Origin of the sequence: Burkholderia sp. LMU1-1-1.1 (assembly GCF_040675865.1) — a bacterium.
GTDB lineage: Bacteria > Pseudomonadota > Gammaproteobacteria > Burkholderiales > Burkholderiaceae_D > Rugamonas.
On record NZ_JBEGHG010000067.1, the window covers coordinates 320,787 to 342,518 of the forward strand.

General features: G+C 63.2%; 20 protein-coding genes and 1 pseudogene. 5 read left to right on the top strand and 16 right to left on the bottom strand.

The window, feature by feature from the left end; genetic code table 11:
- Positions 1-86: 86 nt before the first annotated feature.
- The 5 genes from MRBLMU1_RS28985 to MRBLMU1_RS29005 all read right to left on the bottom strand — a co-directional run bounded on the left by MRBLMU1_RS28985 (position 87) and on the right by MRBLMU1_RS29005 (position 3,788).
- Positions 87-863 carry a peptidylprolyl isomerase gene (locus MRBLMU1_RS28985; RefSeq protein WP_363509392.1) on the bottom strand — a complete coding sequence of 259 codons (777 nt, stop codon included), beginning with the start codon at positions 861-863 and terminating at the stop codon, positions 87-89.
- A 120-nt stretch (positions 864-983) separates the two neighbouring features.
- Entirely contained in the window at positions 984-1,256 is a 273-nt protein-coding gene (locus MRBLMU1_RS28990) for a BolA family protein (RefSeq protein WP_363509394.1), read from the bottom strand.
- Positions 1,253-1,882 carry a septation protein A gene (locus MRBLMU1_RS28995; RefSeq protein WP_363509397.1) on the bottom strand — a complete coding sequence of 210 codons (630 nt, stop codon included), beginning with the start codon at positions 1,880-1,882 and terminating at the stop codon, positions 1,253-1,255. Before MRBLMU1_RS28995 ends, MRBLMU1_RS28990 begins: the two co-directional genes overlap by 4 nt.
- 22 nt (positions 1,883-1,904) lie before the next feature.
- Complete coding sequence (msrB, locus tag MRBLMU1_RS29000; RefSeq protein ID WP_090319019.1) at positions 1,905-2,303, bottom strand: peptide-methionine (R)-S-oxide reductase MsrB; 399 nt, start codon at positions 2,301-2,303, stop codon at positions 1,905-1,907.
- 15 nt (positions 2,304-2,318) lie between these two features.
- Complete coding sequence (locus MRBLMU1_RS29005) at positions 2,319-3,788, bottom strand: protein adenylyltransferase SelO (protein ID WP_422653183.1); 1,470 nt, start codon at positions 3,786-3,788, stop codon at positions 2,319-2,321.
- A 206-nt stretch (positions 3,789-3,994) separates the two neighbouring features.
- On the opposite strand from MRBLMU1_RS29005, the gene MRBLMU1_RS29010 reads away from it, so the two are divergent.
- Positions 3,995-5,620, top strand: a complete 1,626-nt coding sequence (locus tag MRBLMU1_RS29010) for a 3-(methylthio)propionyl-CoA ligase (RefSeq protein ID WP_363509626.1) — start codon at positions 3,995-3,997, stop codon at positions 5,618-5,620.
- Positions 5,621-5,743: 123 nt separating this feature from the next.
- Here the strand turns inward: MRBLMU1_RS29010 and MRBLMU1_RS29015 are convergent, their stop codons facing one another.
- The 3 genes from MRBLMU1_RS29015 to MRBLMU1_RS29025 form a co-directional block, all read right to left on the bottom strand.
- On the bottom strand, positions 5,744-6,172 hold the full coding sequence (locus tag MRBLMU1_RS29015; protein ID WP_363509401.1) for a DoxX family protein: 429 nt from the start codon (positions 6,170-6,172) through the stop codon (positions 5,744-5,746).
- An 89-nt stretch (positions 6,173-6,261) separates the two neighbouring features.
- Positions 6,262-6,687, bottom strand: coding sequence for a winged helix-turn-helix transcriptional regulator (locus tag MRBLMU1_RS29020; protein WP_363509404.1), 426 nt, complete (start codon positions 6,685-6,687; stop codon positions 6,262-6,264).
- Positions 6,688-6,927: 240 nt separating this feature from the next.
- Positions 6,928-8,043 carry an NADH:flavin oxidoreductase gene (locus MRBLMU1_RS29025; RefSeq protein WP_363509407.1) on the bottom strand — a complete coding sequence of 372 codons (1,116 nt, stop codon included), beginning with the start codon at positions 8,041-8,043 and terminating at the stop codon, positions 6,928-6,930.
- 99 nt (positions 8,044-8,142) lie between these two features.
- Here MRBLMU1_RS29025 and MRBLMU1_RS29030 point away from each other — a divergent pair, with 99 nt between their 5' ends.
- Positions 8,143-8,544 carry a winged helix-turn-helix transcriptional regulator gene (locus MRBLMU1_RS29030; protein ID WP_363509410.1) on the top strand — a complete coding sequence of 134 codons (402 nt, stop codon included), beginning with the start codon at positions 8,143-8,145 and terminating at the stop codon, positions 8,542-8,544.
- 85 nt (positions 8,545-8,629) lie between these two features.
- Here the strand turns inward: MRBLMU1_RS29030 and MRBLMU1_RS29035 are convergent, their stop codons facing one another.
- From MRBLMU1_RS29035 to MRBLMU1_RS29055, 6 genes and pseudogenes are all read right to left on the bottom strand, one after another.
- Positions 8,630-9,331, bottom strand: a complete 702-nt coding sequence (locus MRBLMU1_RS29035; protein WP_363509413.1) for a DUF4197 domain-containing protein — start codon at positions 9,329-9,331, stop codon at positions 8,630-8,632.
- Between the two features lie 65 nt (positions 9,332-9,396).
- The gene (locus MRBLMU1_RS32705) at positions 9,397-9,933 is read right to left on the bottom strand and encodes a chemotaxis protein CheW (RefSeq protein ID WP_414646133.1); all 537 of its coding nucleotides are present in this window, start codon (positions 9,931-9,933) and stop codon (positions 9,397-9,399) included.
- 45 nt (positions 9,934-9,978) lie between these two features.
- Positions 9,979-10,935, bottom strand: a pseudogene (locus MRBLMU1_RS32710) (chemotaxis protein CheW); the annotation flags it as partial.
- Positions 10,922-11,497, bottom strand: a complete 576-nt coding sequence (locus tag MRBLMU1_RS29045) for a chemotaxis protein CheD (RefSeq protein WP_363509419.1) — start codon at positions 11,495-11,497, stop codon at positions 10,922-10,924. The pseudogene MRBLMU1_RS32710 and the gene MRBLMU1_RS29045, both read right to left, overlap by 14 nt.
- Entirely contained in the window at positions 11,494-12,339 is an 846-nt protein-coding gene (locus MRBLMU1_RS29050; RefSeq protein ID WP_363509422.1) for a CheR family methyltransferase, read from the bottom strand. The genes MRBLMU1_RS29045 and MRBLMU1_RS29050 overlap by 4 nt, the downstream gene beginning before the upstream one ends.
- Positions 12,339-14,036, bottom strand: coding sequence for a methyl-accepting chemotaxis protein (locus tag MRBLMU1_RS29055; RefSeq protein WP_363509425.1), 1,698 nt, complete (start codon positions 14,034-14,036; stop codon positions 12,339-12,341). Before MRBLMU1_RS29055 ends, MRBLMU1_RS29050 begins: the two co-directional genes overlap by 1 nt.
- Positions 14,037-14,329: 293 nt before the next feature.
- On the opposite strand from MRBLMU1_RS29055, the gene MRBLMU1_RS29060 reads away from it, so the two are divergent.
- Positions 14,330-16,417 carry a 3-hydroxyacyl-CoA dehydrogenase NAD-binding domain-containing protein gene (locus MRBLMU1_RS29060; RefSeq protein ID WP_363509428.1) on the top strand — a complete coding sequence of 696 codons (2,088 nt, stop codon included), beginning with the start codon at positions 14,330-14,332 and terminating at the stop codon, positions 16,415-16,417.
- Between the two features lie 208 nt (positions 16,418-16,625).
- Positions 16,626-17,261: a PEPxxWA-CTERM sorting domain-containing protein gene (locus MRBLMU1_RS29065; protein WP_363509429.1), complete on the top strand. Its 636-nt coding sequence runs from the start codon at positions 16,626-16,628 to the stop codon at positions 17,259-17,261.
- A 71-nt stretch (positions 17,262-17,332) separates the two neighbouring features.
- On the opposite strand, the gene MRBLMU1_RS29070 is transcribed toward MRBLMU1_RS29065, so the two are convergent.
- The gene (locus MRBLMU1_RS29070) at positions 17,333-18,565 is read right to left on the bottom strand and encodes a lipase family protein (RefSeq protein WP_363509431.1); all 1,233 of its coding nucleotides are present in this window, start codon (positions 18,563-18,565) and stop codon (positions 17,333-17,335) included.
- A 126-nt stretch (positions 18,566-18,691) separates the two neighbouring features.
- Between MRBLMU1_RS29070 and MRBLMU1_RS29075 the strand changes: the two genes are divergently transcribed.
- Entirely contained in the window at positions 18,692-19,714 is a 1,023-nt protein-coding gene (locus MRBLMU1_RS29075) for a helix-turn-helix transcriptional regulator (RefSeq protein WP_363509433.1), read from the top strand.
- A 206-nt stretch (positions 19,715-19,920) separates the two neighbouring features.
- Here MRBLMU1_RS29075 and MRBLMU1_RS29080 read toward each other — a convergent pair whose 3' ends face one another.
- Positions 19,921-21,618, bottom strand: coding sequence for an MFS transporter (locus tag MRBLMU1_RS29080; RefSeq protein ID WP_363509435.1), 1,698 nt, complete (start codon positions 21,616-21,618; stop codon positions 19,921-19,923).
- Between the last annotated feature and the right edge of the window lie 114 nt (positions 21,619-21,732).

Below are 21,732 nucleotides of genomic sequence, written 5' to 3' on the forward strand. Positions count from 1 at the left end.
AAAAAAACAAGAAATCGCACTCGGCGGTGCATTGTACCAACGCAAAATCAAAAACGGCGCCCCGCAGGGCGCCGCCTTCTATAACATTACTGCACTTTTGCTTTCTTGACCAGTTCTTCCTGATACGCCTGCAGCTTCTTCTGCGCCAGCGCTTCGGAGATCTGCGGCTTGACTTCTTCCAGGGTCGGCAGCTTGGCCGGACGGATGTCGTCGACCTTGATGACGTGGAAGCCGTTCGGGGTCTGCACCGGCTTCTCGGTCACGGCGCCTTTTTGCAGGGCCACGAAGGCGGCCGAGAACGCTGGTGGGAAGGACGAAGGCGAGGCCCAGTCCAGATCGCCGCCGTTGGCAGCCGAACCGGTGTCTTTCGAGTTCTTGGCCAGGTCTTCGAACTTGGCGCCGGCTTTGAGCTTGGCGATCACGTCGTTGGCTTCGGCTTCGGTCGCCATCAGGATGTGGCGCACGTGGTATTCCTTGTCGCCGGCCTGGGCCGTGAAGCGGTCGTACTCGGCCTTGATGTCGGCGTCGGCGATCGGGTTCTTCTTGATGTAGTCGGCGATCATCGCGTTGATGATGATGGCCTGGCGGGCGTTGTCGATCTGCGCTTTGACGGCCGCATCCTTGCCGAAACCTTGTTTTTCCGCTTCCTGCATCATCACTTCGCGGCCGATCAGGTCTTTCTTGATCAGTTCGCGCAGTTGTGGCGAGTCCGGTTGCTGGCCCTGGGCCACAACCTGCTTGACGACGGCTTCGACGCGCGAGGTCGGGATGGCTTTGCCGTTAACTACGGCAACGTTCTGTGCGAAAGCAGGCACGGCGATAACGAGAAGTGCAATCAGCAAACTGGCTGGCTTGAAAGTCATTATTAATTCCTGTAAGGGGAAAGTTTTAGCGAAATTGCCTGGAAGGAGTTCGGTCAGCTATCTGTCTTTGTGTTCAGTTATTCTTGAAACCGATAGGACCGCTCCTAGCCGGGCGCTACATCATACTTCGGACGGAGCCAATGCGGTAATGGCCAATGCATGTATTTCACTATGCATCATATCGTGCACGGAATCATACACGAGTCGATGTCTTGTGACGAGTTTCAGGCCCTCGAATTGTAACGAAACGATTCTGACATTGTAATGACCGCCGCCGGAGGCCGCGCCGGCGTGTCCGGCGTGCATAGCCGAATCGTCTTCCAGCACCAGTTCCACCGGCGCCAGCGCGGCCTGGAAGCGGCTGCGCATGCGGTCCATACGGGTATCGCTCATGTCGGATCCTTCATGTGGCGCGACAAATAAATCGTTTGCGCGACAATAAACACAAACATGATGGCCGTCGAGCCGAAGGCCTTGAAGCTGACCCAGGCGCTGGTATCGCCTTTAAACAGGACGAAGGCGACATACCAATTGAGGATGCCCATGGCGGTGAAGAATCCGATCCAGGCCAGATTGAGGCGCGACCAGATCAAATCGGGCAGCTCGATGATTTCGCCCATTGACTTGCGCATCAGATTCTTTTTAAAGACGAATTCGCTTACCAGCAAACCGACGGCAAAGAACCAATAGACGATACTTAGTTTCCATTTGATGAATACTTCATCGTGTAAATAAATCGTCAGGCCGCCGAAAAACACAAACATGCCCAGCGAGAACCACATGAGGAATTCGACTTTGCGTCCGCGCAGCTTCAAATAGGCGATCTGGGCGACCGTGCCGATGATGCCGACCAGGGTGGCCAGCACGATCGGCGACTGGTCCGGCGTGACCGAACCGCCGGAGATGATGCCGCTCAGATAGGTGTTGATGAAGTGCTGCGAGGCCTCGGCATTGGCGCCCGAGAGCTTGTAGGCGCCGAAGAACAGCAGGACCGGCAAAAAGTCGAACAAAAATTTCATGGTGTCTTATTTACTAGCGTTATTAGTCTTGTGGATCGAATCGCAAGGAGGCCGAATTGATGCAATAGCGCAGGCCGGTCGGCGGCGGGCCGTCCGGGAACACGTGGCCCAGGTGGGCATCGCATACCGCGCAAATGATTTCGGTGCGCAGCATACCATGGGTTCGGTCGGTTTTCTCGATCACGTTGGCCGGGTCCAATGCCTCGAAATAGCTCGGCCAGCCGCAGCCGGAATCGAACTTGGCGTCGGAACGGAACAGCGGCGTGTCGCAACACACGCAGGTGTAGATGCCGTGCTCGTGATGATCCCAGAATTTGCCGGTAAATGCACGCTCGGTGGCGGCGTGCCGCGTCACCTGGTATTCCATCGGGTCCAGCATGTCGCGCCATTCGGCGTCGGATTTGGTCACTTTATTGGTCATGGGATTTGTGCTCGCTTAAGAAGAACAGCTGACTTCGAGATGGCTTGCCCAGTCCGGCGGCAAAGCGGCGTAGTGGTTGTGCTCGGGCTGTTCGTCGTAGGGGCGCTGCAATACCGCCAGCAGGCGCTCCACCTCGGAAAAGTCCTTGTTTTGCGCTTTCTCGATGGCCACCTGGGCCAGATAGTTACGCAGCACATATTTGGGGTTGATTTTGTTCATCGCAAGCTGGCGTTGGGCATCATCACTGGCCTCGGCTTGCAGCCGTTCGCGGTACTGGAAGGCCCAGGCGTCGAAGGCGGGACGGTCGATGAACAGGTCGCGCAGCGGTTCGTCGCCGCTGGCGTCGGCGGCCTTCACGCCGCTAAGGCGGCGGAAGAAGAGGGTGAAATCGACGCCGTTGGCCTGCAATAGCGCGAACATGGCGTCGAACAGCGCGCGGTCGGCATCCGCATACCTCTCCAGCCGGGTCAGTCCCAGCTTGGCGTGCAGCAGCTCGTCCAGCTTGGCGGCGAACGCCGGCTGGTAGACATCGAGCGCGGCTTGCGCGGCCTCGACCTCGCCGATCAGCGGCAGCAGCGCCTGGCCAAGCGCGTAGCAGTTCCAGTGGCCGACCTGCGGCTGGTTGCTGTACGAATAGCGGCCCTGCTGATCGGTGTGGTTGCAGATATGGTCGGGATCGAAGGCTTCCATGAAGCCGAACGGCCCGTAATCGATCGTCAGGCCCAGGATCGACATATTATCGGTGTTCATCACGCCGTGCATGAAGCCGACCGCCTGCCAGTGCGCGATCATGTGCGCGGTGCGGACGCTGACTTCGCGCAGCAGGCCGACATAAGGGTTGTCCTCGCCGCGCAGCTCCGGATAAAAACGGTCGATCACGTAGTCGGCCAGGATTTTCAGCTCGTCCGGCTTGTTGCGGTAGAACCAGTGCTCGAACGAGCCGAAGCGCACGAAGCTGGGCGCCATGCGCACCACGACGGCCGAGGTCTCGACCGTCTCGCGCATCACGCCCTGGTCCGAGCCGGCGACCGACAGGGCGCGCGAGGTCGGAATGCCCAGCGCGTGCATCGCTTCCGAGCACAGGAACTCGCGGATCGACGAGCGCAGCACCGCGCGGCCATCACCCATGCGGGAATAGGGCGTCAGGCCGGCGCCTTTCCATTGCAGTTCCATCGGGCCTTCGGCGGTGTCGACCTCGCCCAGCAGGATGGCGCGGCCGTCGCCGAGCTGGCCGGCCCAGACGCCGAACTGGTGGCCGGAATAGACAGCCGCCAGCGGCAGCGAGCGCTCCGGCACGGCGTTGCCGACCAGGATATCGACGCTGCCGGCCAGTTGTTCGGGCGTCAGGCCAACCAGCGCGGCGGCCGGTTCGCTGACGGCGACCAGATAGGGCGCGGGCAGCGGGGTAGGCATGAGCCGGGTATAAAAAGCGGGCGGCAAGGACGCGAATGAGTTGTCCAGCGGCAGATTGGAGGCAGTAATAATAGTGTCCGTTCAAGTAGGCTCGGCGGGGCTACCGCCGGTGATGTCGATGATTTTACCGCAGGCTCCAGGTGCTGCGTTGCAGCATCGAAAACCGTTGACGGTGCTCGTGCGGTCCATCCACACTGGTTTGCATAAATAACCATGTTGCGGAGCGTGCCATGCCAGTCAAGAGTTCGGAGAATCCAGCGGTTCCAGCTGCTCCATTAATGGGGCAGATGATGAGCCAGCCCCTGCTGATCTCCAGCATTATCGAGTTCGCCGCGCGGCACTACGGTGGCAGCGAGATCGTCTCGCGGCGGGTGGAGGGCGACCTGCACCGCTACACCTTCCGCGAATGCCACCAGCGCGCCAAGCGGCTGGCGAACGCGCTGCACGGACTCGGCGTGCGGCAGGGCGAGCGCGTCGCTACATTGGCATGGAACGGCTACCGCCACCTGGAAGCTTACTACGGCGTCTCCGGTTCCGGTGTCGTCTTGCACACGATCAACCCGCGTCTGCATCCCGAACAACTGGCCTACATCTGCAATCATGCGGAGGACCAGTATCTGCTGTTCGATTTCTGTTTCCTTCCCCTAGTTGAGGCCATCGCTCCCCATTGCAAGACGGTAAAGGGTTTCATCCTGCTGGGCGACGCCGACCGCATGCCGGCGGAGACGAAGATCCCCAATCTGCTGTGCTACGAAGACTTGATCAACGCGCACTCGGACGACTATGTCTGGCCGCAGTTCGATGAGAACACGGCCTCCACCTTGTGCTATACCTCCGGCACCACGGGCAATCCCAAGGGCGCGTTGTACTCGCACCGCTCGACGGTGCTGCACGCGTACGCGTCGGCGATGCCGAACGCGCTCAACGTCTCTTCGCGCGACGTGGTGATGCCGGTCGTGCCTATGTTCCACGTCAACGCCTGGGGGCTGCCGTATTCGGTGCCGCTGTCTGGGGCGAAGATGGTGTTCCCCGGCGCCGCGCTGGACGGTAAATCGGTCTACGAGCTGTTCGAGAGCGAGCGCGTGACCTTCTCGGCCGGCGTGCCGACCGTGTGGCTGGGACTGATCAACTACGCGTTGCAGAACAAGCTGAAGTTCTCGACCTTCCGCCGCACGGTGATCGGCGGCTCGGCCTGTCCGCCGGCGATGATGAACACCTTGATCGACGAGTTCGGCGTCGAGGTCATCCACGGTTGGGGTATGACGGAAATGTCGCCACTCGGCACCACCGGCGGCTTGCTGAGCAAGCACACCGAATTGCCGAAGGAGCGGCAGCGCGCCATCCTGCAAAAGCAGGGCCATGCGATCTTCGGTGTCGACATGAAGATCGTCGACGACGATGGCAAGGAATTGCCGTGGGATGGCGTCAGTTACGGACACTTGCTGGTCAAGGGGCCGTGGGTGGTGGCGAGCTACTTTAAGGACGAGGGCGGCGATGTGCTGGAGGACGGCTGGTTCCCGACCGGCGACGTCGCCACCATCGACGCCGACGGCTTCATGCAGATCACCGACCGCAGCAAGGACGTGATCAAGTCCGGCGGCGAGTGGATCGGCACCATCGACCTGGAAAACGTCGCCATGGCGCACCCGGCGGTGATGCAGGCGGCCTGCATCGGCGTCGCGCATCCGAAGTGGGATGAGCGGCCGTTGCTGGTGGTGGTCTTACGGCCGGGGCAGCAGGTCGGGCGCGACGAACTGCTGGCGCACTTCACCGGCAAGGTCGCCAAATGGTGGTTGCCGGATGACGTGGTGTTCGCCGAGGCCTTGCCCGTCGGCGGCACCGGCAAGATCCAGAAAAACAAATTGCGCGAGCGGTACAGGGACTACAAATTGCCGACGGCTTGAACCTGACGATTAACGCTCCCCCCTGAGGGTAGAGACTGGCTTCTCGGTTTCGCCCTTCTCCACCATGGTGAGAAGGCGTTGCAGTTCCGTGCATCGTGACAGGCAGCACGACTTGTCTGGGGTTTAGGCTTTTGGGTAAAGTGGGTGCCTGCTCCATCTGCCCCAGGCGATGAAGATTGCGGTGGCGATGAAGACGATATTGACGGGTAACGCTGCAAGCTCGTCACGCGATGCATGGAAGGCCATTGCGCATAGTTGGAGTGCGATGCTTGCGATAGCGGCTACTACCGTCAAGCGCGGTTTGATGCGTGTGAGCGATGGCAGCAGCACGCCGAGCCCACCGAGCAAGTCGATGACGCCGAGCAGCCTGATGAGCGTTGGCGCGAGCTCGCCGGTCCATGGCCAGATCGTCGCCAACTGCGCGATCGGCATGGCTAACTTCATCAAGGCCGCGCCAACGAACGAGGCGGCGAATAGCCATTGGGCGATCCACAGGCCCATGTTAAGCGCGCCACCGCGCATGCCGGACGATGATAAGGTAGGTGCAGTCATGCGGTGGTCCTTCGGTGGTTTTGTTCGGACCATTATAGGAACTGGAAAAACCGCGACAAGGAGGCACACGCGTGATACTTGGTGCAACGTCAGCGCACCTTCGTGGCAATAAGGTGGATTCCTGGCGGCGGCGCCGCCACCGCTGCGTCGGCCAAAGCACGATCGAAGTTCACGCGTGACGCTTCAATTGGCAAGCGATGCGCGCGCGCCCATTCGCCCAATGAGAACAGCGGGCCTAGCAGAGAGAGTCCGCGATCAGTGAGCGCGTAGTCGACGGCTGGCGGAACTGTTGGATATTGGGTGCGCTTGACCAGGCCATCGCGCTCGAGCGCGCGCAGTGTTAACGTGAGCATGCGTTGGGTGATGCCGTCGGCGGCGCGGCGCAGATCGTTGAAGCGCAGTGGTCCTTTACTCAGATGCCCGATGACAAGCATAGTCCAGCGGTCGCCCACGCGTGCAAGGATCTCGCTGAGGGCGCGGCAGTCTTCGGGGCCATAATCGGCATGTTCGAGCATGGGAAGTCCTTGGGGAAATTTGCACAACGCATGCAACGCACGTTATTACACACGAATGTTCTGTGCGATTGTATCGCACAGGTAAACCCATGCGAGGCGGTGATATCTGCAGCAGCGTGCCCGACTGAAGGGCGGGGGCAGTCTTGCCTGTCCGCCTTCCGTCATAGCCGGCGGTTCCGCTTAGTGAATAGGCTGTGTACGAATGCCAGACTGCCCCCCGTCGTACGCTGTCGGCTCCGGTTAAACGAGCGCGGCGAGCGAGGCCGGGTCGAAACCTTTCAGGTTATCGAACTTGCCGGCCTCGATCTTCGCCACCCAGTCGGGATCGGTGAGCAGGACGCGGCCCACCGCGATCAGATCGAACTCGTCGCGCTCCATCCGTTCGATCAGGCGGTCGATGCTCATGACCCCCGAACCCTTGCCGGCGAAAGCGTTCAGGACGTCGCCGTCGAGTCCGACCGAGCCGACGCCGATGGTGACGGCGCCAGTCAGCTTTTTAGCCCAGCCGGCGCAATTGAGGCCGTTTTCACCGTCGATTTCCGGGAACTCCGGCTCCCAGAAACGTCGTTGCGAACAATGCAGCACATCTACGCCGGCCTCGACCAACGGTAGCAGCCAGTCCGTCATCTCGGCCGGCGTTGCGGCCAGGCGAACGCTCAGGTCCTGCTGTTTCCATTGGCTGATCCGCATCAGGATCGGGAAGTCCGGACCGACCGCCTTGCGTACCTCGGTGACGATCTCCCTGGCGAAACGGGAGCGTTCCTTGAGCGTCGCGCCGCCGAAGCGGTCGGTGCGCAGGTTGGTGCCGGACCAGAAGAATTGATCGATCAGATAGCCGTGCGCGGCGTGGATCTCGACGGTGTCGAAGCCGAGGCGCTTGGCGTCGGCCGCCGCTTTGGCGAAGGCGGCGATGGTGTCGGCGATGGCGCCGTCGCTCATGGCCTGGCCGCGCGGTTTGCCGGGGGCGTCGAGTCCGGAAGGGCTCTCGACCGGTGCCTCGGGTTCCCATTCGCTGGAGCGGGTGGCGCCGGTATGCCATAGTTGCGGTCCCATGCGGCCGCCGGCGCCGTGCACCGCGTCAATCACGCTTTTCCATCCGGCCAGCGCCGGCTCCCCATGGAAGAAGGGGATCTGGGGATCGTTGCGGGACGCCGGGCGGTCGATGACCGTCCCTTCCGAAAGGATCAGTCCCACCTGTCCGGCCGCGCGGCGCTGGTAGTAGGCGGCGCTCGCTTCCGTTGGTACGCCGTCGGGGGAGGCTGTGCGGGTCATGGGGGCCATGACGATGCGGTTTTTCAGTTGCAGCGATTTGATGGTGAGTGGGCGGAAAAGTACGCTGGTATCGATGGATGACATTGTTTTAGCTCAATTGTGGTTGGAAATGGCATGGTATATGAATTATACTTAGAGTCAATTAGGCACCTTGAGGTGCCTAGGTATCCCCAAGGAAACCCCATGCCCGATCCGCTTGAACCTTCTATCCAATGCTTTTCCGCCGATTGCCCGAGCCGTTCGCTGTTCGATCAGATTTCCGATAAATGGTCGATGATGGTGCTCATCACCCTGGAGGACGGGCCGGTGCGTTTCAACGCCGTCAAGCGGCGTCTGGAAGGCATCACCCAAAAGGCGCTCACGCAATGCCTGCGAAGACTGGAGCGCAACGGGCTGTTGACGCGGCACGTGATTCCCGTGTCGCCCATCGCGGTGGAGTACGCGATCACGCCGCTAGGGCGCACGCTGCTGCACCCGATGAAGGTGATGCATGGCTGGACCATGGACAATTTGCCGGCTGTGGAGGAGGCACGCCGCGCCTTCGATCAGCGCAATGGGGGAAGCTCGTTTAATTTGGCATCATGAATATTGATGATTTGCATATGACCTCGCTATTGGCTTAGTCGAGTCTAGTCCACACCGATGCCGCATGCGACTCTTTACCCTTTGATCATTGCGGCTTGATCGCCCCAAACACCTTGCCGATCAACTTGCTCCCGGCGCCCAGCGGATCGGCACGGATCGCTTTCTCCTCTTCGGCGATCATCGTGTACAGCCCATCCAGCGCGCGCTTGGTCACATAACCCTCGACCGTCCTCTGGTCTTCCGACACCAAGCCCATGGTCGGCGCCAGCGCCATCGTCGAGTTGTATTGGGTGGACAGTTTCGAGCGGTCGGTGACCTTCTTCACGATCGGCAGAAATTGCACGGCCAACTTGGCCGACGTCTTCTCGCGGAAGAAATCCGTCACCGACGTCTCGCCGCCGGTGAGGATGTTCTTGGCGTCGGTCACGCTCATCGACTTGACCGCATCCATCAACAACGGCTTGGCCATCGGCACGGCCGCTTCGGCGGCATGGTTCATCTGTACCACCAGCTCCTCGAGTTTCTGGCCCTTGCCGGTCATTTGCAGCAGCGGACGCGCCTGTTCCAGGATCTTCGGCAGCTGGATGCGGACCTTCTCATTGTTCAGAAAGCCGTTCTCGGCGCCCAGCTTGGCCACCGCCAGGCTCGAGCCTTGCTCCAGCGCCGCCTTCAAACCGCCGGTGGCGTCCTTGTTACTGAGGTCGGACAGCGAGAGGGCGAAGGCGCTGGCGGCGATCAGCCCGAGCGGGAGCAGCGCGATGGCGCGAAGGGAAGTAGCGGCGGACATGGTGGACCTCGATAAAAAAGCGGCACCGGCGGTCGCCGGCACCCGCTACTTTACCCGACCCCGTATCAAGCCGCCAGTGCGGGCATTTCGCGCGCCAGACGCTGCAGCAGGCGGTCGCATTCGAACACGCTGAGCGTCTTGTGGCTGTCGCCTTCGCCTTCGATGTCGATCACTTCCTCCATCTCGCCGCGCGGGCCGTCGTTGACGCTGCTGTTGCGCATCATCTTCGGCGCGGTGAAGCGGCGGTTGTCGTTGACGGTCATGATGTTCTCGACCGCGTCGACCAGCAGCCCGTAGCGCTCCTGGCCGCGCTCGATGACCAGGATCTTGGCCTGGCCGCTCTGTTTCGCCGGCGCCATCTGGTACAGGCTGCGCAGGTCGATCACGCTGATCATCTGCTGGCGCAGGTTGAGCATGCCGCGCATGAACGGGGGCATGCCGGGCGCGTGGGTGACGGCGTCCGAATAATCGATGATCTCGCGCACTTGCTTGATCTCGACCGCGTAGGTGTTCTCCAGCGCGAAGGTGATGTAGACCTGGCGCTGGTTGCGGCGCGCGCGGCTGTCTTCCCGGCCCGCGCACGGCTCGTCCTTGGGATACAGGTTGGCGTGGCCGGTGCGCATCGCCACGATCTCGGCGCTCGACAGGATCTGGCGGTGTTCCAGCAGGATGATGTCGCCCAGCTCGGGCTTGGAGATGCAGCCGCCGAACATGCCGGCGCGCGCCTTGCCCAGCATCGGGATCGGCATGATCTCCTCGCTGAAGAAGTTGACGATGTTGTCGACCGAGTCGACCAGGAAGCCGATCGTGGCGTCGTCGATGCGGGCGATCACCACCCGCTGGTCCGGGTGGACCACGCGTTCGCCCGGCGGCGGGGCGCTGGTGGCGCCCGGGGTCAGCAAGGTGTGGAAGCAGACCACCGCCACCGGGCTGCCACGGAAGTTGACGCGGCCGAGGCACAAGGCGCTGTTCAGCACCGAGGCCTGGATCTCCGGCACGCGGATGATTTCCTGGATCGCGCCCATCTCCAGCGCGAACGACGAGCTGCCGACGCGGAAGCTGACGCACTGGCGCCGCTCGCCCTGGTGCCGGCGCGCCGCCTGGCGTCCCGCGCCTTGCAGCGCCAGCACCTGCGGCACGTTTTCGATGCGCGCCAGCGCGGCCGGGTCGAGCACCTGCAGCAGCCGCGCGCCGTCCTCCAGCAGGATGGTGCCGGCGACCACGCCGTGGCTTTCGCCGGACGCGTAGCTCAGCGTGCTGCGCTGTTCCGGGCGCACGCGCAGGATTTCGCCGGTGGCGTGGAACAGGATGCCGACCAGCACGCCGTCGTAATCGAGGATGGCGATCTTGTGCGCCGGGTCGGCGGCCGGCGCGGCCGGGTTGAACACGCGCCCCAGGTTGACCACCGGGATGACGCAGCCGCGCAGGGTGAACATGCCTTCCAAAAACGGCGGCGACAGCGGCAGCGTGGTCATCTTGTCGGGGAAGTTGACCACTTCGCGGATGCACAGCGCGGGCAGGGCGAATTCGTCGGGGCCCAGCACGAACGAGCCGAACAGCTCGGTGGGGCCGGCGGCGGGCGTTTTCTTTTCAAGCATGTGCATGGCGGCGTTCCGGTGGCTGGACGGTGATGTCGTCGATCTGATAACTACAAGTGGCGCAGTCGACCGCCAGGGTGCGGCCGGTCTTGCCGCCGAGGCGGCACTCCAGCACGTTCAAGCCGTACAGGTCGAGATACTTGCGGGCGGCGTCGGCGTTCTGCTGGCCGATCTGGAAGCGCGACGAGAAGGCTTCGAGCATCATGCCGCCGCCGGCCACCACCACCTCGATGTCGGCGTAGTCGGCGGTGGTCGCGCCCATCAGGCGCAGCAACGACGGCACGGCCTGGCTGACGTAGCGCGCGCCCGGTTCCCATTGCGGTTCCGCCGTCTCGGGCAGCAGACAGTGGGCCAGGCCGCAGCGGCCGCGTTTCTTCCACAGGAAGGCGATGCCGACGCAGGAACCGAGCAGGGCCTTCAACTGCCCGCCGCGGCTGCCGATTTTCAGCTCGCCGATGCCGACGTGCTGGAACGGCCCGGCGAGCCGGGTGGCCGGGTCATCGGAGGTGTCCCACGGTAAGGTCGGAAGGATCAGGGTGTCGCCGATCGTGGGGAGGAGTGCAATCATGGTGGTAGGCTGCCGAGCGTGTAGATCAATGGCCGCTCGAACTGCCAGGCGGTATCGAGGCCTGTGATCGATTCGGATTCGCCCAGGATTAACCTGGCTTGGGGCGCCATACTGTGGCGGACTTGCTGGAGCACGGCCTGTTGGTGTTCCTGGTCGAAATAGAACAGGACGTTGCGCAGGAACACGAGGTCGAACTTCTGCTGCTTGAACGGCGCCGGCGGCCGCAACGGCTTGAGCAAATTATGCTGGGCCAGCGTGACGTGCCGTTTCAGCGCGTCGACCACCTGCAGGCCGTCGGCGCGCGCCGTGAAATATTTGTTGAGCCAATCCGGGTGCGAGGCCAGCAGCCGCTCGACTGAGCGGCCCGCGTACTTGCCGGCGCGCGCCTGCGCCAGGATCTGGTGCGAGATGTCGGTGCCGAGGATCTGGTAGCGGAAACCCGGCGTCTTCGCCCCGAACTGGTCGCAGAGCATGGCGATCGAATATAGCTCCTCGCCGCTGGAGGCCGCCGCCGACCACACCGTCAGCGTCTCGCCCGGACGTTCGCGCCACCAGCGCGGCAGGAACTCGCGCCCGACGTACTCCCAAACATGGGGCGTGCGGAAAAACAGCGTGTCGTTGGTGGTGACCAGGTCGATAAAGTGCGGCACCTCGGCGCCGTCGTCGCGCACCCGCTGCACATAGCCCTGGTAGCTGCCGATGTCGAGTGCGAGCATCCTCGGCCGCAAGCGCCGCTCCAGCAGCAGGCTTTTGCGGTCGTTCATGGCGATGCCGGTGTGCTCGCGCACCAGCGCGATCAGCGCCGACAAGGTCGCCGGTTGAATGCCCGCGCCGCCTTCCATTACACGACGAAGCCGGAAACGGTTTTGTTCAGGTCCCCGGCGCGCTCGTTCAGCCCCTCGGTCGAGCGGGCGATGCTGTCGCAGGCGGCGGCGGTCTTCTCCGCCTCCTCGGCGATGTATTGCACCGCCGTGCTCACTTCGCGCGCGGTTAACAGCTGCTCGTTGGTGGCCTTGGAGATGTCGGAAATGGCCATCGTCGTCTTGGCCACGCCGGCGACGATCTTGTCGAAGGCGTCGCTGGCCTGGCGCGAGATCTCGCTGCCGGCCGAGACGCGCTTGACCGATTCGTTGATCAGCTTGGAGATCTCCTTGGTCGCCTGCGAGGAGCGCTCGGCCAGCTTGCGCACCTCGTCGGCCACCACCGAGAAGCCCAGGCCGTGCTCGCCGGCGCGCGCGGCCTCGATGGCGGCGTTGAAGGCCAGCATATTGGTCTGGTTGGCGATCTCGCTGATGACCTTGACGATCTCGCCGATGTCCTCCGACGAGCGGTTGATCAGGTCCATCGCCTCGATCGACTTGGCCACCGCCTTGGCGCCGGCCTCGGCCTCGTGCTGGGTGTCCTTGGCCAGCGTGTCGGCGTTGGAGGTGTTGCCGGCGATGATGTTGATCGAATTGGTCAGGCCGTCGATCGAGGCGTTCATCTCCTCGACGGTGGCGCCCAGCGCCTGGGTGCCCATGGCCACGCCGCCGGAACGCTCGGCGATGGTGGTCGAGGCGTCGGCGAAGCCGTTGGCCGAGGCCACCACCTCGCCGATCACCTTGCGCAGGTCGGCGATCATCTTGCCGATGCCCTCGGCCAGATGGTCGAGCGGCTCGTCGCCGTCGACGGCGACGGTGTTGGTCAGGTCGCCGGAGGCGGCGCGCTCGACCGATTCGAGCAGGCGCTTGATCTTGGCGCCGTCGGAGGCGGCCTGGGCCGCCACGGAGGCCTCCAGATTCACCTGCGCGGTAATATCGCTGGCGAATTTAACCACCTTATATGGTTTGCCATTCAAATCGAGGATGGGATTATAAGTCGCCTGTATCCATACTGTTTTGCCATTATTACCGATGCGTTTATAACGGCCGGAATCGAATTCCCCGCGATTGAGCTTTTGCCAGAAACGTTTATATTCCGACCCGGTGGCGTATTCGGGCTCGCAGAACATCCGGTGATGCTCGCCGTGGATATCGTCGATGGTGTAGCCCATCACGTCGAGGAAGTTGTCGTTGGCGCACAGCACGTGGCCGGTCATGTCGAACTCGATCACCGCCTGCGCCTTGGACATGGCGGCGACCTTGCTCTCGTACTCGGCGTTCTTGAGCTTGCTTTCGGTGATGACGGTGGCGAACTTGATGATCTTGTAGGCCTTGCCGTCGGCGCCGATGATCGGGTTGTAGGACGCATTGATCCACACTTCGCGCCCGCCTTTGCCCACGCGCTTGAAGTCGCCGCGGTTGTATTCGCCGCGCCCGAGGCGCGCCCAGAAGTCCTTGTACTCGGCGGTCTTGACGTACTCGGGATCGCAGAACATGGCGTGGTGGCGGCCCTGGACCTCGGCCAGCGTGTAGCCGACCGTGGCAAGGAAATTCTCGTTGGCATGCAGGATAATGCCTTCGAGATCGAATTCGATCAGCGCCTGCACCCGGTTCAGCGCGGTATTAATGGCCTGTAAATCCTGATCGCCCGATTGAATCGCCTGAGTATGCACGTCCATAAGAAATCCTATATCTTAAATAATAATAATGTGTAGATAATGTTGTGCGCTGATTGCATCGCGGGCGCGGCCATATATTATTTCCCTTAATCAAGGTGGAAAACAAGCCAGGCCATTCAATTCGCATCGGCCGGTGTACCTTATTTTCCACGCCCGGCCGGATTTTCTCCGCTTTTAAAAGCCTGGCCGCCGCATTCAAAGGCCGGCGCCCGCCGATGCGATTTTCCGGTACGATCGTTCTTTTTTACGGTATAGTGAGTTCGTTCCGTTTCACACAACAATAAGGAAGAGACATGACCGCTGAATATCAAGTCCACGGCGCCGTCGCCGTCGTCACCCTCAACAATCCGCCGGTCAACGGCCTCGGCCTGGCCACCCGCACCGCCGCCGTCAAAGGCATCCAGCAGGCGCTGGCGGACGACGCGGTCAAGGCGATCGTCATCACCGGCGCCGGCAAGGCGTTCTCGGGCGGCGCCGACATCAAGGAATTCAATTCGCCCAAGGCGCTCGCCGAGCCCAGCCTGCACACCCTGATCGCGACCGCCGAGGGCTCGACCAAGCCTGTGGTGGCGGCGATCCACACGGTGTGCATGGGCGGCGGCCTGGAGCTTTCGCTCGGCTGCCACTACCGGGTCGCCATGCCTGGCGCGCAGATCGCGCTGCCGGAGGTCAAGCTGGGCCTGTTGCCGGGCGCCGGCGGCACGCAGCGCCTGCCGCGCGTGCTGGGCCTGGAGATGGCGCTCAACATGATCGTCTCCGGCACGCCGGTGGCGTCCGACAAGCTGGCCGGCACCGCGCTGTTCGACGAGGTGTTCGCGGCCGACGCCGACCTGCTGGCCTCGGCGATCGCCTTCGCCGGGAAAATCGCCGACGTGCGTCCGCTGCCGAAGGTGCGCGAGCGCAAGGTCGACTACCCGAATCACGAAGCCTTCCTGCAGTTCTCGCGCAACACGGTCAAGGCCATGGCCGGTCCGTTCCCGGCGCCGCTGGAGTGCGTGGAGACGGTGGCCGCCTCGGTGACAATGAAGTTCGAGGACGGCATGAAGTTCGAGCGCGAACGCTTCATGCATCTGATCCAGACCACCGAATCGAAGGCGCTGCGCCACGCCTTTTTCGCCGAACGGGTCGCCAGCAAAGTGCCGGACGTGCCGGCCGATACCCCAACGCGCGCGATCAAACAGGCGGCCGTGGTCGGCGCCGGCATGATGGGCGGCGGCATCGCCATGAACTTCGTCAACGCCGGCATCCCCGTCAAGCTGCTGGAGACCAGGCAGGAGGCGCTGGACAAGGGCCTGGCCACCATCCGCAAGAATTACGAAAGCACGATGAAGAAGGGCAAGCTGACGCAGGAGAAGTTCGACCAGCGCATGGCCCTGGTCAGCGGCACCCTGGCTTACGAGGACATCGCCGACGCCGATATCGTGGTCGAAGCCGTGTTCGAGGAAATGGGCGTCAAGGAGGCGGTGTTCCGCAGGCTCGACGAGGTGATGAAGCCGGGCGCGATCCTGGCCACCAATACCTCGACCCTGGATGTCGACCAGATCGCCGGCTACACCAAACGGCCGCAGGACGTCGTCGGCACCCACTTCTTCAGCCCGGCCAACGTGATGAAGTTGCTGGAGATCGTGCGCGGCGCGCAGACCGGCAAGGACGTGCTGGCGACGGCGCTGGCCTTGTCGAAAAAACTCAAGAAAACGGGCGTCGTCTCCGGCGTGTGCGACGGCTTCATCGGCAACCGCATGATCGAGCAGTACAGCCGCCAGGCCGGCTTCCTGCTGGAGGAGGGCGCGCTGCCGGAGCAGGTCGACAAGGCCGCCGAGAAGTTCGGCTGGGCCATGGGCCCGTTCCGCATGGCCGACCTGGCCGGCAACGACATCGGCTGGGCGATCCGCAAGCGCCGCTATGTCGAGAAGCCGGAGATCAGCTATTCGAAGACGGCCGACCTGCTGTGCGAGATGGGCCGCTACGGCCAGAAAACCGGCGGCGGCTGGTACGACTACAAGCCGGGCGACCGCAAGGCCTACCCGAACGCCGAGGTCGACGCGATGATCGTCGCCCATTCGGCCGAGCTCGGCATCGCCCGGCGCAAGATCGGCGACCAGGAGATCGTCGAGCGGCTGGTGTACGCGCTGGTGAACGAGGCCGCCAACATCCTGGAGGAGGGCATCGCCCTGCGCGCGTCCGACATCGACATGGTGTATTTGACCGGCTATGGCTTCCCGCTGTTCCGGGGCGGACCGATGTTCTACGCCGATACCGTCGGACTGCCGAACGTATTGGCCGCCATCAACAAGTACGCGCAGGGCCGTCACGGCGAGGCGTGGCAGCCGGCGCCGCTGCTGGTGCGGCTGGCCGGCGAGGGTAAGGGTTTCAATAGCTGACCGCTTCCCCGGCGCTTCGATGTTGCCAGATGCTCACATGCCATAAAGAAAATTTAATGGCCTGTGAGCATTTGTCTTGAAACCTCGGTATAATTCTCGAAAGCACAATTTTCATCGAAGCCCTAAAAAACGGTTCGAGTCGCAGCGTGAGCAAGTCGGCATCCCCATCGATGCCCCACGTTACCACCCAACTTTTTTAGAGGCACACATGAAACGCACCATCATCTCGGCGGTACTCGCCATCAGCGCATTCTCGACCGTCCAGGCGGCCAACATCAACGGTCTGGTCAACACCGGCGTCGGCGCCAGCGGCACGGCCGACACCCACTACGCCCTCAGCTCGGCCAGCACCGCCAACACCGTCCCGGTCATCACCTACAACAACCAGTGGCCGATCAGCCCGTGGATAGGCAACGACGGCACCTCCAAGTGGATCACGCCGACGGCCGACCAGGCGCAAAGTTTCGACCCCTGGAGCGCGGGCACCTACACGTATTCGCTGTCGTTCGACCTGAGCGGCTACAAGGCCGACACGGCCGGCTTCAGCGCTCGCTTCGCCGCCGACAACTCGGTGGCGGTCCTGCTGAACAACCAGTTGGTCTCCAGCGCCGCCGGCTTCACGGGCTGGAGCAGCTTCACCGCGAACGGCGGCTTCATCGACGGCGTTAATAAACTCGACTTCGTGGTCACCAACTGGGCGCAAAACGGCGGCAACCCGACCGGCCTGCGCGTCGAATTCACCGACAGCACCGTCACTCCGGTGCCGGAGCCGGAAACCTACGCCATGATGTTGGGCGGACTGGCACTGGTCGGCGCCATCGCGCGCCGCCGCAAGACAAAATAATAACAAGTGGGTTCAGCCTTGGGGCCGCCAGCGATGGCGGCCCTTTTTTCGTCCCGCGACGGCCGGCTCGGCTATGGCGCGCCGCAGTTGCTGGCGGCCGCGCGTCCGCTGAAGCGCTCCTCAAACCAGGCCGGCAGCACCTTGGCCGCCTGCCCGACCACCGCCTCGTGGTCCAGTCCCGGGAACTCCTGGTAGTCGACTGCCGATCCGGCCGCGCACAGGGCGGCGCGCTCGCGCTGGGTCAACGACACCGGGGTGGTGGTGTCGGCCGCGCCCTGATAGATCTTGAACGGCATCGAGCCGCGCGGGATGAAGTTGTCGACCTCCGTCATCGCCGTCCACCAGGCCGTGCCCGGGGACAGCGCGCCCGGCACGTAGGCGTCCTTGACGCCGGCGGCGGCGCTCCACACGTCGAAACAGCCGCTGGCCAGCACCGGCAACTGTTCCATCGCCTCCGGTGTGAGGAAATCGCGGTATTTCAACGTTGGGAAGTAGGCCTGGATGCCGGGCAGGGTCGAGATCACATAGCCGGCGTTCTCCGTGCTGGTCATCGAATTCAAGGTCAGATCCTTGATGCGCACGGCGGGCGCCATCAGCGCCGCGCCCAGGCCGGTGAACTCCGGCGCGTAGCTGGCGGCGATATTCTCGGCCCACATCGTGGTCTGGCCGCCCTGCGACCAGCCGTACATGGCATAGCGCCGCGAGGCGTTGGCCTCGCTGAATTTCTGCGCCACGCGCAGCATGTCGAGCGAGGCGCGGGCGTTCGGCTGGCCCGCCATGTAGAAGGCGGGGCCGGGCAGGCCGAGTCCCGGATAATCGCTCATGACCACCACATAGCCCTTGGCCAGCAGCGCCTCCAGCGCCGGCGCGCGCTCGCGGCCCGCTTCGACCCGGCTGCGGCGGGACGGCGCGCAGGCGTCGGCCAGGCCGGCCGTTTCGTGGTTCCACAGCACCACGTCGCGCCGGCCGCCCGCGGACCCGGCGGGGATGTAGATTTCCCCCGATACGTAGGCCAGTTTGCCCGGTTGGATTTCCGACACGTAGACCACGTCCCAGGCCTTGGCGCCAGCCGGGGCGTCGGTGCGCAATTGGGCCTGCAGGATGTCGCCTGCGGCGGAACCGGCAGGCGGCGCGGCCGTGATGTCCCAGAAGGAGGTGCCGAGCGACACCTCCTTGAATCCCGCCACGTTGGCCGCGTGGGCGTTGTTGTCGCCGCAGCCGCTGAGCATGGCGGTCGACAGCGCCGCGCCGCAGGCGAGCGCCAGCGCGCCGGCCCGCACGACTGTTGGGTGAATGATTGCCATGAAGAGTCTCCTTTATCGTTATGGATGATATTTATCAGGTGGCCTGATATTATCGATACTACCGGCTGGGTTGCCGGATCGGCCCTCCGCAGATGCGGGGGGTGGCCGGCCAATCGGGGAGGGCGCGTGCGGGACCAACATCCATGGATCAAGACCGGCTGCGGAACGGCGGCCGCCGTGCCGCAGGCGGCGTATCTGGCGTTTAGCGGCGCGGTGCTGGCGCTGGGCGAGCTCGCGCGGGAGGCCGGACCGGAGCAGTTCCTGCACGGGTCCTTGCTGATACTGCGGCGCTGCATCGGCTTCGACTCGGCCTGGTGGGGCGAGGTGTGTCCGGCCACGGCCGTGCGGGCGCCGCGCAACCTGCTGCACGCGAGCATAGGCTTGAGCCCGGACTTCGCACGGGAATGGAACCAGACGGTGGCCGCGTCCGACAGCTTCGCCCGCGCGTCGATGGACAGCCTAGGCGTGGTGGTGCGCGAGGGCGGCGGCCAGTGTCCCGACGATGCGCAGGAGATGGCCGCGTTCGTCGAGCGGCACGGGCTGCGCACGATCATGGCGATCACCGAGGAGTTGCCGGGCAGCGGCTTGCTGTTTTTCGTCTGCCTGTACCGCAATTGTGCGCGCTCGCCGTTCAGTGATCTGGAGAGCATGCTGTTCCACGCGTTCAGCCGGCATTTGCTGCAGTACTGGGCGCACCGTTTGGCCGACATGCGGGCGGCGAGCAAGGCCACGTCGCTGGCGTCGCTGGCGATCTCGGATATGCAGGGGCGGTTGTCGTTTCTGGGCGGCGGCGTCGGCCGGCTGTTGTGGAGCGCTTGCGAGGATTGGCAGGGAACGATGTTGCCGGCGCGGGTGGTCGACGGCCTGACGCGGGCGCCGTGCAGCATCGCGCTGGCGGGCGGGCGGCTGCTGCTGGACCGCAGCGGACCGCTGGCGGTGCTGTCGCTGGTCGACGACGCCACGCGCGCGTCGCGGGTCTCGCCGCGCGAGCTGAGCGCCGCCATGTTGTACGCGCGCGGGCACTCGTACAAGGAGATCGCCCGGCTGATGGGGCTGACGCCGGCGACGGTGCGCAGCTACCTGAAGAACGCCTATGGCGGCCTGGGCGTGTCCAACAAGATCGAACTGCTGGCGGCGTTAAACCAGTAAGCGTGTGGCCGCCAACCTATGCGTCTTCTGCGTGCCGCCTAATCCGCCCCACGTGGTTCAGAATATTTCAGCGCCGCATTAAACAGCGCCGCCGCATGCCCACGACGGACCAGCCCGTGTAGAAATGGTGGACCTGACCCCGGAGCGAAAAGAAGGCCGGGTCCGCTCAGCGGAACCCGGCCTCTTCGCGCTTTAGCGCGCCAACCTTAGTCGTTGGCGTAGATGTTGTTGTCCTTGGTTTCGCGGACGAACAGCCCGCCGATCACCGCGGTGATCAGGGCGATGATGATCGGATACCACAGGCCATAGTAGATGTCGCCCTTGAACGCGACCAGCGCGAACGAGATCGTCGGCAGCAGGCCGCCGAACCAGCCGTTACCGATGTGGTATGGCAGCGACATCGAGGTGTAGCGGATACGGGTCGGGAACATTTCAACCAGCATCGCGGCGATCGGGCCGTACACCATCGTCACGTACAGCACCAGGATAAACAGGATGCCGACGATCATCGGCTTGTTCATCTGCGCCTCGTCGGCCTTGGCTGGATAGCCGGCGACCTTGATCGCCGCCGCCACATCCTTCTTCAGCGCGGCTTCGGCTTTCTTGCTGTCGGCGTCGAAGTTCAGGCCGTCAGGCGTCATGACCGCGTTGAACGCTGGCACTTCCTTGTCGCCGATCTTGATCTTGGCGACGCTGCCGGCCGGTGCCGCTTCCTTGGTGTAGGCGACCGAGGCGTTCGACAGGATGCCGGTGGCGATGTCGCACGACGATGGGAATTTGGTGGTGCCGGTCGGGTTGAACTGGAAGTGGCACGATGCCGGATCGGCGACGACCACCACTGGCGAGTTCTTCAACGCGGTTTCCAGCGCCGGGTTGCCGTAGTGGGTCAGCGCGCCGAACAGCGGGAAGTAGGTCGCCGCTGCAATGACGCAACCGCCCAGGATGATCCATTTACGACCGATCTTGTCCGACAGCATGCCGAAGAAGATGAAGAACGGCGTGGCCAGGGCCAGCGAGATCGCGGTCATGATGTTGGCGCTGGCGCCATCGATTTTCAGGGTTTGCGTCATGAAGAACAGCGCGTAGAACTGGCCGGTGTACCACACCACCGCCTGGCCCATGGTCAGGCCGACCAGCGCCAGGATCACCACTTTCAGGTTTTTCCATTGGCCGAACGCTTCGCTCAGCGGCGCTTTCGAGGTCCTGCCTTCGGCTTTCATTTTGGCGAAGGCCGGCGATTCATTCATCGACAGGCGGATCCAGACCGAAACGCCCAGCAGCAGCACCGACACCAGGAACGGCACGCGCCAGCCCCAGGCGTTGAACGCTTCCTCGCCGATGGCGGTGCGGGTGCCCAGGATCACCAGCAGCGACAGGAACAGGCCCAGCGTCGCGGTGGTTTGAATCCAGGCGGTGAAGGAACCGCGTTTGCCGTTCGGCGCGTGCTCGGCGACGTAGGTTGCCGCGCCGCCGTATTCGCCGCCCAGCGCCAGACCCTGCAGGATACGCAGGGCGACCAGGATGATGGGCGCGGCGATGCCGATCGCCGCGTAGCCGGGCAACAGGCCGACGATGAAGGTGGACGCGCCCATGATCAGGATGGTGATCAGGAAGGTGTATTTACGGCCGATCATGTCGCCGAGGCGGCCGAACACCAGCGCGCCGAACGGACGCACGATGAAGCCGGCGGCAAAGGCCAGCAGCGCGAAAATAAAGGTGGTGGTGGGGTCGCCGATGAAGAACTGCTTGGCGATGATCGATGCCAGCGCGCCGTACAGATAGAAATCGTACCATTCAAAGACCGTGCCCAGCGACGAGGCGAAAATCACCTTGCGTTCTTCCGGAGTGATCACCGTCGATTTGGGCGGGTTGCGCAGGTCTGCAGTGCCTGATGGGGTTGCCATATATGTCTCCTGTAATTATTTGAACTTCACTAGCCGCGATAGTTATTACTCCGTCAGCTTGAATGCAGTGTGGCCGCCGAACCTTACGTCATGCTTGCTCCAAACTTACGCGAA

Bases quoted from the DNA above. Each gene is read 5' to 3' on its own strand.
- MRBLMU1_RS28985 (WP_363509392.1), bottom strand. From the start codon at position 863: ATGACTTTCAAGCCAGCCAGTTTGCTGATTGCACTTCTCGTTATCGCC.
- MRBLMU1_RS28990 (WP_363509394.1), bottom strand. From the start codon at position 1,256: ATGAGCGATACCCGTATGGACCGCATGCGCAGCCGCTTCCAGGCCGCG.
- MRBLMU1_RS28995 (WP_363509397.1), bottom strand. From the start codon at position 1,882: ATGAAATTTTTGTTCGACTTTTTGCCGGTCCTGCTGTTCTTCGGCGCC.
- msrB (WP_090319019.1), bottom strand. From the start codon at position 2,303: ATGACCAATAAAGTGACCAAATCCGACGCCGAATGGCGCGACATGCTG.
- MRBLMU1_RS29010 (WP_363509626.1), top strand. From the start codon at position 3,995: ATGGGGCAGATGATGAGCCAGCCCCTGCTGATCTCCAGCATTATCGAG.
- MRBLMU1_RS29015 (WP_363509401.1), bottom strand. From the start codon at position 6,172: ATGACTGCACCTACCTTATCATCGTCCGGCATGCGCGGTGGCGCGCTT.
- MRBLMU1_RS29020 (WP_363509404.1), bottom strand. From the start codon at position 6,687: ATGCTCGAACATGCCGATTATGGCCCCGAAGACTGCCGCGCCCTCAGC.
- MRBLMU1_RS29025 (WP_363509407.1), bottom strand. From the start codon at position 8,043: ATGTCATCCATCGATACCAGCGTACTTTTCCGCCCACTCACCATCAAA.
- MRBLMU1_RS29030 (WP_363509410.1), top strand. From the start codon at position 8,143: ATGCCCGATCCGCTTGAACCTTCTATCCAATGCTTTTCCGCCGATTGC.
- MRBLMU1_RS29035 (WP_363509413.1), bottom strand. From the start codon at position 9,331: ATGTCCGCCGCTACTTCCCTTCGCGCCATCGCGCTGCTCCCGCTCGGG.
- MRBLMU1_RS29045 (WP_363509419.1), bottom strand. From the start codon at position 11,497: ATGATTGCACTCCTCCCCACGATCGGCGACACCCTGATCCTTCCGACC.
- MRBLMU1_RS29050 (WP_363509422.1), bottom strand. From the start codon at position 12,339: ATGGAAGGCGGCGCGGGCATTCAACCGGCGACCTTGTCGGCGCTGATC.
- MRBLMU1_RS29055 (WP_363509425.1), bottom strand. From the start codon at position 14,036: ATGGACGTGCATACTCAGGCGATTCAATCGGGCGATCAGGATTTACAG.
- MRBLMU1_RS29060 (WP_363509428.1), top strand. From the start codon at position 14,330: ATGACCGCTGAATATCAAGTCCACGGCGCCGTCGCCGTCGTCACCCTC.
- MRBLMU1_RS29065 (WP_363509429.1), top strand. From the start codon at position 16,626: ATGAAACGCACCATCATCTCGGCGGTACTCGCCATCAGCGCATTCTCG.
- MRBLMU1_RS29070 (WP_363509431.1), bottom strand. From the start codon at position 18,565: ATGGCAATCATTCACCCAACAGTCGTGCGGGCCGGCGCGCTGGCGCTC.
- MRBLMU1_RS29080 (WP_363509435.1), bottom strand. From the start codon at position 21,618: ATGGCAACCCCATCAGGCACTGCAGACCTGCGCAACCCGCCCAAATCG.